The sequence below is a fragment of the Vibrio sp. SCSIO 43097 genome (assembly GCF_023650755.1).
In the GTDB taxonomy this organism is placed as follows: Bacteria; Pseudomonadota; Gammaproteobacteria; order Enterobacterales; family Vibrionaceae; genus Vibrio; species Vibrio alginolyticus.
In genome coordinates this window covers 1877999-1892341 of sequence record NZ_CP071840.1, presented here as the reverse complement: position 1 = coordinate 1892341, position 14343 = coordinate 1877999, and the positions used below count along the sequence as shown (strand labels likewise).

10 protein-coding genes are annotated in these 14343 nt (G+C 42.9%); 7 read left to right on the top strand and 3 right to left on the bottom strand.

Translation table 11 applies throughout. The features are described from left to right. Positions 1 to 10: 10 nt before the first annotated feature. Entirely contained in the window at positions 11 to 397 is a 387-nt protein-coding gene (locus tag J4N40_RS09410) for an ectoine synthase (protein WP_005377769.1), read from the top strand. A gap of 86 nt (positions 398 to 483) precedes the next feature. Further along, complete coding sequence (locus J4N40_RS09405) at positions 484 to 1905, top strand: aspartate kinase (protein ID WP_005377768.1); 1422 nt, start codon at positions 484 to 486, stop codon at positions 1903 to 1905. Positions 1906 to 2081: 176 nt separating this feature from the next. Here the strand turns inward: J4N40_RS09405 and J4N40_RS09400 are convergent, their stop codons facing one another. Next, positions 2082 to 3647 carry an arylsulfatase gene (locus J4N40_RS09400; protein ID WP_186584300.1) on the bottom strand — a complete coding sequence of 522 codons (1566 nt, stop codon included), beginning with the start codon at positions 3645 to 3647 and terminating at the stop codon, positions 2082 to 2084. Positions 3648 to 4035: 388 nt separating this feature from the next. Here J4N40_RS09400 and J4N40_RS09395 point away from each other — a divergent pair, with 388 nt between their 5' ends. After that, a complete protein-coding gene (locus tag J4N40_RS09395; protein WP_250654211.1) occupies positions 4036 to 6366 on the top strand; it encodes a tetratricopeptide repeat protein in 2331 nt (776 codons plus the stop codon). A 45-nt stretch (positions 6367 to 6411) separates the two neighbouring features. On the opposite strand, the gene J4N40_RS09390 is transcribed toward J4N40_RS09395, so the two are convergent. Further along, positions 6412 to 7140, bottom strand: coding sequence for a formylglycine-generating enzyme family protein (locus tag J4N40_RS09390; RefSeq protein WP_372034459.1), 729 nt, complete (start codon positions 7138 to 7140; stop codon positions 6412 to 6414). A gap of 238 nt (positions 7141 to 7378) precedes the next feature. Here J4N40_RS09390 and J4N40_RS09385 point away from each other — a divergent pair, with 238 nt between their 5' ends. The 3 genes from J4N40_RS09385 to J4N40_RS09375 all read left to right on the top strand — a co-directional run bounded on the left by J4N40_RS09385 (position 7379) and on the right by J4N40_RS09375 (position 11016). Then, positions 7379 to 8704, top strand: a complete 1326-nt coding sequence (locus J4N40_RS09385) for an anaerobic sulfatase maturase (protein WP_250654210.1) — start codon at positions 7379 to 7381, stop codon at positions 8702 to 8704. Between the two features lie 53 nt (positions 8705 to 8757). After that, entirely contained in the window at positions 8758 to 9855 is a 1098-nt protein-coding gene (locus J4N40_RS09380; protein WP_213969554.1) for a tetratricopeptide repeat protein, read from the top strand. Positions 9856 to 10017: 162 nt separating this feature from the next. Then, entirely contained in the window at positions 10018 to 11016 is a 999-nt protein-coding gene (locus J4N40_RS09375; RefSeq protein WP_033905219.1) for an HAD family hydrolase, read from the top strand. Between the two features lie 107 nt (positions 11017 to 11123). Here J4N40_RS09375 and J4N40_RS09370 read toward each other — a convergent pair whose 3' ends face one another. Further along, positions 11124 to 12641 carry an arylsulfatase gene (locus J4N40_RS09370; RefSeq protein WP_033905220.1) on the bottom strand — a complete coding sequence of 506 codons (1518 nt, stop codon included), beginning with the start codon at positions 12639 to 12641 and terminating at the stop codon, positions 11124 to 11126. Positions 12642 to 12888: 247 nt separating this feature from the next. Here J4N40_RS09370 and J4N40_RS09365 point away from each other — a divergent pair, with 247 nt between their 5' ends. Then, positions 12889 to 14325: an arylsulfatase gene (locus tag J4N40_RS09365; RefSeq protein ID WP_225455402.1), complete on the top strand. Its 1437-nt coding sequence runs from the start codon at positions 12889 to 12891 to the stop codon at positions 14323 to 14325. Positions 14326 to 14343: the final 18 nt, after the last annotated feature.

Sequence of the window (14343 nt, the reverse complement as noted above, 5' to 3'; positions counted from 1 at the left end):
GATTTTAATTATGATCGTCAGAACTCTAGATGAATGCCGCAACAGCGAACGACGTGTTGTTTCAGATAACTGGGAAAGTGTCCGCATGTTGTTGAAAGACGACAACATGGGTTTCTCTTTCCACATCACAACGATTTATGAAGATACAGAAACTCATATTCACTATCAAAACCACCTTGAATCGGTGTTTTGTATGAGTGGTGAAGGTGAGATTGAAGTTGTAGGTGGAGAAACGTACCCAATCAAACCAGGTACATTATACATCCTTGATAAACACGATGAGCACTACTTGAGAGCTTATAAGAATAAAGAAATGGTAATGGCGTGTGTGTTTAACCCACCGATTACTGGCGCTGAAGTGCACGATGAAAACGGTGTTTATCCTCTCGTTGACTAAAAGATGATGGTGGGGTGCTTTGCCACCCCACACTTTACTATCTCTTCTTTTTTCTTTTTAAAGTTACCAATCAAAAAAGGCTTATCATGACATTTACCGTAGAAAAAATCGGCGGTACATCAATGACAGCATTTGATGCTGTTCTCGACAATATTATTCTTCGTCCCAAAACACCATACAATCGTATTTTTGTCGTATCTGCATACGGTGGTATGACCGATGCGCTGCTTGAGTGTAAAAAAACCAGTAAACCAGGCGTTTATCAGCTTATCGCGAAACGCGACGACAAATGGGAAGAAGCGTTAGCGTACGTTGAAAGCCGTATGTTGCTGACCAATGAAAATATTTTTGCGGACCCAATGAATCGTATCCGTGCGGATAAATTCATTCGCTCCCGCATTGCTGAAGCGAAAAACTGTATCGCGAATATTTTAGAAACCTGTCAGTACGGTCAATTTTCGTTGCGCCAGTACTTGCCTCAAATTCGAGAGTTTCTCTCGTCTATCGGTGAGGCACATAGTGCTTACAACACAGCACTAAAACTAAAAAATATGGGTATTAACGCTAAGTTCGTTGACCTGTCTGGTTGGGATAATCAAGCGCCAAGAAGCCTTGATGAGTCGATCAGTGACGCGTTTGCTGATATCGATGTATCAAAAGAACTGCCAATCGTGACAGGTTATGCTTACTGTAAAGAGGGCCTAATGCACACTTATGACCGGGGTTATAGTGAGATGACATTTAGCCGAATTGCAGCAATAACAAAAGCGGATTTAGCAGTAATTCACAAAGAGTACCACTTGAGCTCAGCGGACCCACGCGTTGTTGGCCCTGAAAAAGTATTACCAATTGGTAGTACAAACTATGACGTAGCAGACCAACTTGCCAACCTTGGCATGGAAGCGATTCACCCAAATGCCGCTGCGGGTTTGCGTGAAAGTGGTATTGAGCTACAGATTAAAAATACATTCGAACCTGAACACGAAGGTACTTTGATCTCTTCAAGCTACCGCCCAGAAGAAGACAAAGTCGAGATCATCGCAGGTAAAGAGAAAGTATTTGCACTGCATTTGTTTGACCAAGCAATGGTAGGAAAAGCCGATAACGTTAGTTACGAATTGATGGAAATCATCTCCGATGCTCGTGTAAGTTTGGTTGGTAAAGAGATGAACGCTAACTCTATTACTTACTATCTAGGTGGCAGTACAGATAGCTTAAACAAAGTATTGTATAAAGCCGAGAAACGTTATCCGAATGCCTCGATTAAAGGTCGTATGGTCGCGCTTATCTCAGCCATCGGTTCTCAAATTGATACCAACAAGACGTTGGCGAAAGGTGTGCTTGCATTGATGAATAATGGCGTTACGCCAGTTGCACTGCACTCATCATTGAGAAATGTAAATGTTCAATTTGTTGTCGGTGATAAGGAATACCAGCACGCGATTTGCGCATTGCATGATGAGTTTTTCCAAAGTAGCAGTTTAGCTAAATCGGTTAATGTGGCTTAGTTTATCCACGGTTAAAATACAAAGGAGAGCAGGTTAGCTCTCCTTTTTTGTTTTTCAGTTTGTACTTTTGCATAGTCTAAACAGACGATTTAAGTAAGTTCCTATGTGGCGATACACATAAGCCAGTAGAATGGTCTGCTGGCTTAATGTTACTGATTAACTAACGTTAACTTAGTTTACTTAAACTTGCTGATTTCTTGTTCAACTTTGTCTAGTTGCTGCAGCTTCTCTTGCATTTTTAGAGAGTCGTAGTTTAGTGAAGCAGGGTTCATCGCTGTGCCACGTTGCATTGGGTATTCTGGAAGTGTTTTAAAGAACTCTCCCACAACGTCTTGAACAGGTACAAATAGCCACATGTTGTCAGCCATCCAACGCAAGTACATTTGTGATTCGCTTGGGCCTTTTTCGAATGGGTCAGCGCGTAGGTGGATGATTTTAGGCCAGTTCGGAGCAAAACGAACTGCGTTACTTAGGTTCCCTTCAAGCGTTGCAAAGTGAAGTTTCCAGTCATTCCAGCGGACAGCGTTTAATTCACCATTAGACGTAAAGTAAAGCAGCGACTCACGAGGGCCTTTTTCTTCCTTACCTTCAAAGTATGGCATGAAGTTATAACCATCTAAATGTACACGCCACTCTTTGCCATTTGCTTTGTAGCCTTCTGCCAGTTTTTCTTTTACATCAGGTACGCCAGCAGCTGCCAATAATGTAGGCAACCAGTCTTGGTGTGCCATCATTTCATTGATCTTGGTTCCTGGCTTAATGACGCCTGGCCAACGAACCAGTTGAGGAACACGCATACCGCCTTCCCAAGTTGTACCTTTTTCACCATGGAATGGTGTTGCGCCACCATCTGGCCAAGTCATGGTTTCTGCGCCGTTGTCCGTTGAGTAGATAACGATAGTGTTGTCTGCAACACCTAGCTCATCCAGCTTGTCGAGTAAAACACCTACATGATCATCATGTTCCAGCATACCATCGGCATAAATGCTTACACCTGATTTACCTTGGTATTTTTCCTGCAAGCGAGTCCAAACGTGCATACGAGTGGCGTTATGCCAAATAAAGAAGGGTTTATCCGCCTTAACTGCTTTTTCCATAAATGCCAAAGAGCTCTCTAGGAACTCTTCATCTGCGTGCTCCATACGTTTTCGTGTCATCGGGCCAGTGTCTTCAATCTTACCGTCGGCATAAGACTTAATGACACCACGAGGGCCATAGTTTTTACGAAACTCTGGGTCTTTAGGGTAGTAATAAGTTTCAGGCTCTTCTTCTGCGTTTAGGTGATATAAGTTACCGAAGAATTCGTCAAAGCCGTGTTTGGTCGGTAAGTGCTTATCTTGGTCACCTAAGTGGTTTTTACCAAATTGACCCGTCATGTAACCTTGTTCTTTTAACAGATCTGCAATGGTTGGCGCCCAATCAGGTATACCGTGGTCAGAGCCTGGCATACCAATTGTTAACAAACCCGTACGAAATGGCTCTTCACCTGTAATAAAGGCCGCGCGACCAGCAGTACAAGACTGTTGTCCGTAGTGATCTGTGAACAACGCGCCTTCATTCGCTATACGGTCGATGTTTGGCGTTTTGTAACTCATCATACCTTGGTTGTATGCGCTGATATTCCAGTAGCCGATATCGTCACCAAAAATTGCCAGAATATTCGGTTTGTCGGCTGCCATAGCGGCACTGGACGCCGCTAACATTCCTGCGCCTACAGCGATTTTGCTCAATTGATTTGCCATAAAAACTCCAGATTGTTGAGAGTAAAGATAAGCACAAGTGAGCCTTATGCTTAGTTGCTGCATAAGTTAATGATGTATATAGAAAAATCCTCTTATACTCGATATAACCATAAGTTATTTCTAGGTTGTAACCATTTGTTAATTAAAAAGAAATAGGATTGTTCTGTTAGTTTGTAGAGATTCGTAAAGTAGATTTAGATCACTTAAGAGCCTTATTTTTATTGCGTAGTAGAAGAGGGGATGGAAATGAAAAACAATAGGATGCTCGCTTGTTTTACGGTCCTAAAGCAATACTAAAGTCGTTATGTATTGCTTGTAATTATTTGTATAACCAGTGATTTAGTGTCTATATTGATTTAGGTTGTACATTATAAATATAAGGATATCTATGAGTCAGTGGGCAGGCCGGTTTCGCATTTTATTGCTGGTCAACGTTGTTGTCAGTTTTATGGCTTTTTCTCAAGAGTTATTAACAGAGAAACCAAATATTCCTTCAGGCTTAAATCCAGAATATGCTGGCACACAAGCTTGTATAGATTGCCACCAAAACGAGGTGGAGGCTTGGAAAGGGTCACATCACGATATGGCCATGAAGCATGCAAGTACAACCTCTGTACGTGGTGATTTTGATAACCATGTTGTAACGCACAAAGGAATGCCTAATCGTTTTTTTAAAAAAGGCGGCGAATATTGGGTCAACATTCAAGGCTCTGACGGGCAATGGCATGACTATAAGATCAGCTATACATTTGGCTGGGAGCCACTACAGCAGTACATGGTCGAGTTTGAAGATGGCCGCGTGCAGCTTATTCCTTTTGCTTGGGACACAAGAGCTAAAGTTGAAGGGGGACAGCGTTGGTTTCATCTTTATCCAGAAACGACAACAACGGATGAATTCTATTGGACCAATACCGGGCAAAATTGGAACTTCATGTGTGCTGATTGCCATTCAACGAACCTAAAGAAGAATTACGACGCTGACAAAAACACTTACAACAGCTCATGGTCAGAGATTAATGTGGGATGCGAAGCATGCCATGGTCCCGCTAGTCAGCACATAGAACTGGCCAAGAAATACAAAAATGCTGGCACTTCTTTTGAGCATGACAGCCATTATGGCTTTGATCGAAAATTGTCTAAAGCAGTGTCGGATTGGGTGTTTGAGGAAGGCCATAGTACGTTACAGCCGAAATCAATTGAAGCAACCAATCAAGTGCAAACATGCGCTCAATGCCATAGTCGCCGAACCCAGTTAAATGAAACAGGTGATCATGTTAAAGGTTCCTTTTTTGATAAATATCGCTTAAGTCTTATAACACCTGAACTCTACTATCATGATGGACAGATTTACGACGAAGATTATGTTTATGGTTCGTTTCTTCAATCTGAAATGGCGGAGAAGGGGGTCACGTGCACTAATTGCCATGATCCACACACGGCAGAGTTAACGATCCCAGAAGAGGCAGTATGTTCGCAATGCCATATTGCATCGGAATATACACCTGAAAAGCATACCTTTCATAAGGCTGGATCTGAAGCATCGCAATGTACGACTTGTCACATGCCAGAAACGACTTACATGCAAGTCGATCCTCGTAGAGACCACAGTTGGCATATTCCACGACCGGATTTGAGCAAACACATTGGAACGCCCAATGTTTGCATGTCATGCCATGAAGATAAAAGCAATCAATGGGCCGATGAACAGATAGCAGAATGGTACCCGAATTCGAAGTATCGTAATCAACAACATTTTGCTGTCGCATTTTATGCGGATTCAATTGGTCATCAAGGAGCAGCAAATGCGTTGGCATACTCTGCTCAGGATTCGTCGTTAAAAGACATTATTCGTGCTTCAGCCCTGGAGAGAATGGGGGGCAACACTGACCAAAATACAACAGTATCTTTGGCTAGGGCCGTTAAGAATGAGAATGAAATGGTTCGATTAGGGGCAATTTCAGGCTCGTCTGGTTATGAATTTCATGACCGGTGGCGGATTCTAGAGCCATTACTTGGTGACCCGGTGCTTTCAGTGAGAGCGGAAGCTGCCTCGGCGCTGGTAGCGAACTACGCACAAATGACCCCTTTACAAAAAGATATCATTAAATCGCCTTTAGAAGAGTACATGGAAATTCAAGAGTTTAATGCCGATCGTGGTTTCGGAAGAACCAATTTGGCGAATGTGTACCGCAGCTTAGGTGAAATCGACAAAGCGGCCGAGCTGTATAAACAAGCGATCAGCATCGAACCCTACTTCGAAAATAGCTACGTTAACCTAGCAGATTTGTATCGCCACCTAGGTAAAGAAGAAGCTGCGATCACGGTGCTACAACAAGGGATGAAAGCTCAACCTAAATCCAGCACATTACCATACAGCGCAGGTCTTTCTTTGTTACGTCAAGGCAAAGCCGATGATGCGAAAAAGCTACTTAGACGCGCCGCAGAAATTGGTGAAACTAATGCGCATTATTGGTACGTGTACGGTCTAGCTTTAGAAAAAAGCGATGTTCTAGAAGCCAGTAAAGCGTTGCATACAGCATTTGAAGTCGGTGGCAATCCACAACACTTGTTTGCTCAATGCGAGGTTCTAGCGAGAAATCATAAAAAAGGTGCTGTCGCTTTTGCTTTCGATAGGTGCATACAAGAGCTTAGTCACTATGCACCTAAACAAGCTATTGATCAGCTTAAAGCCTCTATTGTTGGGGTCAATAGGAGCTAATTACCAAAAGTGGAGCTTTTATCGCTCCACTTTTTCTTACTTGGTTTAATCAGCGTCTTTCGCTAATCTCAGCCCCATGTCGGACATGATGACTGACTGGCTAGCAAAATCGCGACGATAGTTTTCGGATTCGTCAGCATCATAGGCAAAGCTACCACCTCGTACAGACTTGTGTGCCAGGCTTTCTTTTTCATCTTTTGCGTTTACCGGATTATCACTTGGTGCTGATTTGTAATAGCCTTCATCAAACGCATCAATAACAAACTCACCAACATTACCCGTCATATCGTATAAGCCAAGCTCATTCGGTTTTTTCTGACCTACCTTGTGTGCCTTATTGTTTGAGTTACTGGCATACCAGGCAACGTCGTTAATATCATCAGACCCCGCGTAAGTGAATCCTTGACTTAGATTCCCCCCTTTCGCTGCAAACTCCCATTCTGCTTCGGTGGGTAAACGATAGTGCTCTCCCGTTTTTTCATTCAATTTCTTTATAAAATAATTGGCTTGTTGCCAGCTAATGTTATTCACGGGCGTATTTGGGTTTCTAAAATAACTCAGAGAAGAGCCTGTAACCGATTCGAATAACTCTTGGGTTACCTCAAATTTTGCCAAATAGAAATCTTCCACGCGAACGGTGCGGGCCGGGCGCTCGGATTTATTTGCTGATGGATTATCCGAGCCCATCGTAAATTGTCCGCCTTCAATAAGAACCATATCTTGATCGATTTTTTGAGCAAGAGGGCTAGGTTGTGTTGTTGCACATCCAGTCATAATTAGCGAAATCGAAATAGTGGCACCAAGGTAAAGAGTATTACTTTTGGAATGCTTCATAGGGGAGCTCCATCAACATTTATGATCAAAAAATTTTATCAGGCAAGTCTATGAAAAACAGTTATACACACTATAACAAGCGCCACGAATAATTGAACATTATCATCACACTAGGCGATTAACTTAATGATTAGTCTTAACGCCGTTGGGCGCAGGCTAGCAACTAAGAAGGTGATGAATGCACATAACTCAAGGTCCGCAGTTCAATGGAAAAGCATCCAAGCGATTACATGTCATGGCGAAACCTATCGGTGCAGTGTGCAATATCGATTGCACCTATTGTTACTACCTAAGCAAACAAGATTTACTTGAGTACAAGCCAGGCTGCTCAACAGTCATGGATGAGGAAACGCTCGAGACCTATATCCGTCAATATATAGCGGGACAAAATACACCTGAAATTATTTTCTCTTGGCAGGGTGGTGAGCCGACAATGCTAGGTTTGGATTATTTCAAGACAATTGTTGAGCTACAGAATAAATACCGTCCCGATGGCATTACGATCTCCAATGATCTCCAGACTAATGGCACACTGCTTAACGATGAATGGTGTGAGTTTTTAAAGGCGAACAACTTTCTCGTCGGTTTAAGCATTGATGGTCCAGAAATGATGCATAACGCTTATCGAACAAACCGAGCTGGTAGAGGCACATTCCGGCAAGCCATGAATGCGGTTGAACTATTACATAAGCACGAAGTAAAGTTTGCTACGCTCACTTGTGTTAACAACTTGACCAGCCGTAACCCACTTGAAGTGTACCGATTCTTGCGAGATGAAGTACGCTCCCCTCAAATGCAGTTTATTCCAATAGTTGAGCAGAAAACATTCAGAACAACCGCCCCTCAAACCTGGGAGCCAAACGAGCAACTAAAACAAGGAGATAAACGGTTGATCCCAGGTCATAAAGATGCCGTTGTTGAGCCTTTTTGCGTTGCGGATGAAGCATGGGGAAATTTTCTGATCGCGATTTTCAATGAATGGGTTTTACACGATATCGGCAACGTGTTTGTTCAGTACTTTGAAGCCAGTATCGAAACCTGGATGGGCAGAAAAAACCCACTGTGTACGTTAGGTGAAATCTGCGGGAAAGGCTTAGCAATGGAGCCTAATGGTGATGTGTTTGCGTGTGATCATTACGTGTACCCAGAATATAAGGTTGGAAACATTCATCACGAAAAGCTCGATACGCTCGCTTATAGCTCTGAGCAGCAGAAATTTGGGTTTGCTAAAAGTCGTACGCTGCCCCAACAGTGCCTTCAATGTGATTATCAATTTGCATGTTTTGGAGAATGTCCCAAAAACCGTTTTATCCGTACTAGGCAAGGTGAGCCTGGTCTTAATTATCTCTGCGCGGGTTGGAAGAAGTTTTTTACCCATGTTGATCAGTCGATGGCGTACATCTTACGAGCGACAGGTAACCCAGTGGTTCACGGTAAATACAGTGACCAGATTCTACGCCAGCAAGCTACTCAAACACAGACTGTGTTTGAAATGAAGTTTTAAGATAGTCACTACGCCTGCTACAGGCCCGGAAATGAAAGAATATAGGTTATTGAATGCAAAAAATTAAGCTGCTCTCTAAATCATTACTCGTGATCTCGATCGGCATTGCTACGAGTCAATCCGTGGTGGCACAAGAAACAACATTGCTAGACCCAGATCAAGTATCGCCGACAACGGTTGTCACTCCACAAGAAGCTCAAATGACACCGGCGCAACGAGTCGAAAAGCTGTCTTATGATGCGCAAAATAAAAAGTTGTCTTCAGAAAAACGTATTGATGCTTTACGTGAGTTAGCCAACTATCCAAGCCAAAATGCATTGGTTGCAGTTGCGCGTGGGTTGCAGGATGAAGATGCAGGTATTCGCGAAGCTGCGATCGTGGGAGCACAGCCATATATGATTGAGCACCGTTGGCGTTTGATTTCACCATTATTGAGTGATGACGCCGCCATGGTGCGAATTACAGCAGCGATTAACCTCGTTCGAGATTACGCCAATTTGAGTTCGGAGCAACAGCAGTCACTTGAGGGGCCTGTTTCAGAGCTGACAGCACACTTGTCCAGTAAGAACGATAATGTTTCCAAGTTATTACTTGCAGACGTTTACCGTTGGCATCGTGATTGGGATAAAGCGGCGCTGATATACCCAGAGTTAACTAAGCTTGAGCCAAACAACCCTCAAGTTTGGTTAAGCTACGCAGACAACTTCCGAGCGCAACAGCTAGACCAAAAAGCTATCAACGTGCTTGACGAGGGTATCAAGCTAAATTCAGAAGATGCCTCGCTGCATTATTCTAAATCTCTCGCTTTGGTTAGATTAGACAAAAAGAAAGAAGCGGCGTTTGAAATAGACAAAGCTGCGACGATGGCAAAGACGAACAGTTACTTTTGGTACTTAAATGGTGTTCTGCAAGAAGAGTTAGACTTGAAGAAGTCTGTCAACGCTTTTGAGCAAGCGTATTTGATATCCGGTGCTCCAGAACAATTGTATGCCGTGTGTGACATCTATGTTAGATACGGCAACCCTAAAACGGATGACTGCTTAACAGAGCTAACGAAGGTCGCTCCCGACTATGTTATTGAAGAGCTCAATCAGAAAAAGGGACGTAAAAGTGCCTCTACATCAGTTGAAGCCAATGAATTTAAACTCTAATCGTTAAATTCCATGTTTCTATTTTAATAAAATAGTGGACTAGATTGGTGACATTGTCACTTTCTGGTGGCCGTTGGATATGTCAGTTCAATATGCGCCTGTTTCAATTGAACTATACTTTTGATTGGATTCGCACCTAGCACCTCAATATAAGGAATTAAGATGGCTATAAAGTTAAAGGCGATTGTCTTAGCAACAGGTTTTGCTCTGTCTAGTTACGCTGTTGCTGCTGATATGCAAGATCCACTTCCGTCATGGAACAACACTGACGCTAAGCAAGCTATTATGGCGTTTGTTACGAAAACAACGACCCAAGGTTCGGATTCCTATGTGCCGGAAAGCCAACGAATCGCGACGTTTGATAATGATGGAACACTTTGGGCAGAAAAGCCTGTTTATCTACAGTTGTTTTTTGCGATCGATAGAGTAAAAGAAATGGCCTCTGAGCATCCTGATTGGAAGACAACCGAACCCTTTGCTTCCGCATTAAAAGGTGACATGGAGGGGATTGGTAAGCAAGGACTCGAAGGTGTAATGAAGCTTGTTATGGCAACCCATTCTGGAATGTCTACTGAACAGTTTCATCAAGAAGTTAAGGAATGGTTGAAAACGGCTGTCCATCCAACAACGGGTAGACCATACACTGAAATGGTCTATCAACCTATGCTCGAACTGCTCGACTATTTAAGAGCGAACGACTATCAGACCTACATCGTTTCTGGAGGCGGAATTGAATTTATGCGCGTTTGGGCGCCGGAAGTATACGGCATTCCAACGCAAAACATCGTGGGGACGACGTTAAAGGCGGAATATCAAAGTGTTGATGGAAAACCTACCATCCAACGCATGCCGGAAATAGACTTCGTCAATGACAAAGCAGTAAAGCCTGTGACGATCCAAAACTTCATTGGCAAACGTCCGGTCATGGCGTTTGGTAATTCTGATGGTGATTTACAGATGTTAGAGTGGACGAAAGCAGGTTCAGGTCCAAGATTTTCTGCGATTATCCATCACACGGATGACAAGCGCGAATGGGCGTATGATAAAGATTCTCATGTTGGTAAGTTAGATAAATCGTTTAAAGTAGGTGAAGAGCAAGGTTGGCTATTTGTCGATATGAAACAAGATTGGAATCAAGTGTTTAAAGAGAGCACTAAATGATAATCTTTGTTTGACCATAAATTGCTGCAACCAAACAATTGCAACGAAATAAAAGGCCTCACAATTGAGGCCTTAGTTAATTCCACAGTAGCTTCGATACCTAGGGTCTAGTTTCTAGGTTGCTGTGTCATTGTTTCTACCACTTTTTCAATACTTAACGAGCTACCTTTCGTTGCAGGGAACTCCTTAAATGTCTCTAGGAACTTACGCACGATAGCTTGAGCAGGAACGAACATCCACATTTGATCAGCGTAAAAATGTCTGACGTAAAGTGCTGCATCTGGACCGACCTCAAATGGATCCATACGAAGGTTTACAATCAAAGGCCAACTAGGTGTTTTGCGGTATGCCTCATTAATGGCACCCTCCATAACACTGAAGTGGATCTTCCAGTCTTTATAACGAACGGCGTTTAAATTACCACCAGCATCGAAGTAAAAGATTTCTTTGCGTGCGCCTTCATCAGCTTTACCAGTCAGCAGATCAAGTTGGTTGTAGCCATCTAAATGTGCTTTAAAGGTTTTGCCCGCTGCTTTATGACCCTTCAATAGTTTTTCTTTCACATCAGGTTCGCCCACAGCTGCTAGTAGAGTTGGCATCCAGTCTTCTTGTGAAAAGATATCGTTGATAACCGTTCCTGGTTTAATGTTTCCAGGCCAGCGTACCATCATCGGAACGCGGAATCCGCCTTCCCAAGTCGTACCTTTTTCGCCCTTGAACGGTGTAGTACCACCATCTGGCCAGGTAAATTTCTCAGCGCCATTATCGGTACTAAAAACAACAATGGTGTTATCTGCTACGCCTAGCTCTTCAAGTTTATCAAGCATGACACCTACTTGATCATCTAGGTCCATCATGCCATCGGCGTATAAGCCGTAACCTGACTTCCCTTGATATTCTTCACTCAAATGTGTCCAGACGTGCATACGGGTTGAGTTATGCCAAATAAAGAATGGTTTGTCTTCTTTTACTGCTTTTTCCATAAAGGCCAAGCTAGCATCCATGAACTCTCGGTCTACGTTTTCCATACGCTTACGAGTAAGGGGACCTGTGTCCTCGATTTTGCCATCCGCAGTCGCCTTCAACACGCCTCGAGGTCCGAATTTTTTACGAAACTCTGGATCTTTTGGATAAAACTCAGACTCAGGCTCTTCTTCCGCGTTTAAATGGTATAGGTTACCAAAGAACTCATCAAACCCATGGTTAGTTGGTAGGTGCTCATCTTGATCACCAAGGTGGTTTTTACCAAACTGACCAGACACATAGCCGTGATTTTTAAGTAACTCTGCGATAGTAGGATCTTTCGATTGAATACCCTCTTTTGCGCCGGGCATACCAATAGTCAATAGACCGGTACGAAACGGATGTTGACCCAGAATAAATGAGGCTCGTCCGGCAGTACAACTCTGTTGTGCGTAAGCGTCTGTGAAAATGGCACCTTCATTGGCGATTTTATCAATGTTAGGAGTCTTCCCTCCCATCATACCATTGTGATACGCACTAATGTTGTATACACCTACATCGTCACCCCAGAACACAAGGATGTTGGGCTTATCGGCAGCAAAGGCTGTGGACGCAGCTAATGTACCGACCAATGCCATTACCTTTTTAATCGAGTTTCGCATGAAAATCCTCCGCGATAAATGAATCCATTATCGTTATATAACGTTACTAATTGTGTTCATCATGGCGAAGTCGAGTTAGATGACACCAAATGAGACAATGTAGTCAGTTGAATATAGTAGAGGTTTTTTGTTGCTTCCAAGTAATCCCTGTTTTTCAAAAATGTTAACTAACATGGACTAGACTTTAGTGTGTTTTAAGTGTGATAAGACGCACTTACAGGATTGAATTTCAATGAAAGGCGACACTATGAAAAATAAACTAGCAACTATCCTGTTTCTATGTATCCCGTTAGAAGTGGTTGCGGAAGAGACACCAAATGTCGTGGTAATGTTGGTTGATAACCTTGGGTGGGGGGAACTAAGTTCCTATGGGAGTACCAGAGGTGTTGAAACTAAAAACTTAGATCAACTTGCTAGAGAAGGTGTACGCCTTACTAATTTTAATGTGGAACCGCAATGCACGCCAACTCGCTCCTCATTCATGACGGGGAGGCGAGCGCTTAGATCTGGGACAGATAAGGTTGTTTGGGGAGTGCCTTACGGTATGGTGAACTGGGAGATAACCATTGCAGAGAAGTTTAAGGAACAAGGATATAACACGAGCCTTTACGGGAAATGGCATTTGGGAGACCAAAAAGGGCGCTTTCCAACGGATCAAGGCTTTGATGAATGGTATGGCATTGCAAATACGACGGATGAGTCAGAATATAGCTCTCAACCCGGTTATAAAGCTATATTACCTAAACCTCAAATCCTTTCAGCTAGAGCAGGGCAGGATCCTAAAGGGGTCAAAGAATATAATTTGGACTCACGTAGAACGATTGACAGTGAGCTAGTTGAACATGCCACAGATTTTATAAATCGAAATGTGAAAGAGAATAAGCCATTTTTCTCTGTAATTACTTTTACTCAACCACATTTACCGACGCTACCTCATCCTGATTTTATTGGTAAAACAGGCAAAGGAAATTACTCAGATGTGTTAGCTGAGATAGATTTTCGAGCTGGGCAAGTTATTGGTGCAATAGAAAAAGCAGGAATTAAAGACAATACACTAGTGATTTGGTTTTCTGACAACGGTCCAGAGTGGCATATGCCATACCAAGGCTCTAGCGGACCATGGCGTGGTGCGTACTTTACGGCTCTTGAAGGCTCTCTCCGAACACCATTTATTGCCTCTTGGCCTAACCACATCAAACCGGGCAGAGTGAGTGATGAAATTATCCATGTTGTGGATCTATTTGCCTCACTTTCTCATGTCGGTGGATACAAATTACCAAGCGATAGAACAATAGATAGTATTGATCAGTGGGCCTTTTTAAAGGGAGATAGTGAAAAGTCTAATCGAGATGGTTTTATCGTTAACAATGGCTCTGAAACCTACGCTTATAAGTGGGAAAATTACAAGATGCACTTTATTGATCAAGATATCATGCCGGAGAAAGGGCGCCCATTACAGATCCCTGAAATATACAATTTGATTGATGACCCTAAAGAGGAGTTTGATTTAAGAAATAATGCCACATGGTTATTTCCTATCATGATAGGAAAGAGAGTAAAGTTTGAATCTTCCGTTGCAACAAGCTGCGATACGATTCCTTTCCCTGCTCCATTTGGATATAAGCCCGATTGTAGCAAGGGGAATTTCAATCAATTTCCAGTGGATGGGTTACGCCAGAAGTAGTTTATCCCAATGGCTCTT

Coding starts and splice junctions, on each gene's coding strand:
- J4N40_RS09410 (WP_005377769.1), top strand. CDS start 11: ATGATCGTCAGAACTCTAGATGAATGCCGCAACAGCGAACGACGTGTT.
- J4N40_RS09405 (WP_005377768.1), top strand. CDS start 484: ATGACATTTACCGTAGAAAAAATCGGCGGTACATCAATGACAGCATTT.
- J4N40_RS09400 (WP_186584300.1), bottom strand. CDS start 3,647: ATGGCAAATCAATTGAGCAAAATCGCTGTAGGCGCAGGAATGTTAGCG.
- J4N40_RS09395 (WP_250654211.1), top strand. CDS start 4,036: ATGAGTCAGTGGGCAGGCCGGTTTCGCATTTTATTGCTGGTCAACGTT.
- J4N40_RS09390 (WP_372034459.1), bottom strand. CDS start 7,140: ATGACTGGATGTGCAACAACACAACCTAGCCCTCTTGCTCAAAAAATC.
- J4N40_RS09385 (WP_250654210.1), top strand. CDS start 7,379: ATGCACATAACTCAAGGTCCGCAGTTCAATGGAAAAGCATCCAAGCGA.
- J4N40_RS09380 (WP_213969554.1), top strand. CDS start 8,758: ATGCAAAAAATTAAGCTGCTCTCTAAATCATTACTCGTGATCTCGATC.
- J4N40_RS09375 (WP_033905219.1), top strand. CDS start 10,018: ATGGCTATAAAGTTAAAGGCGATTGTCTTAGCAACAGGTTTTGCTCTG.
- J4N40_RS09370 (WP_033905220.1), bottom strand. CDS start 12,641: ATGCGAAACTCGATTAAAAAGGTAATGGCATTGGTCGGTACATTAGCT.
- J4N40_RS09365 (WP_225455402.1), top strand. CDS start 12,889: ATGAAAAATAAACTAGCAACTATCCTGTTTCTATGTATCCCGTTAGAA.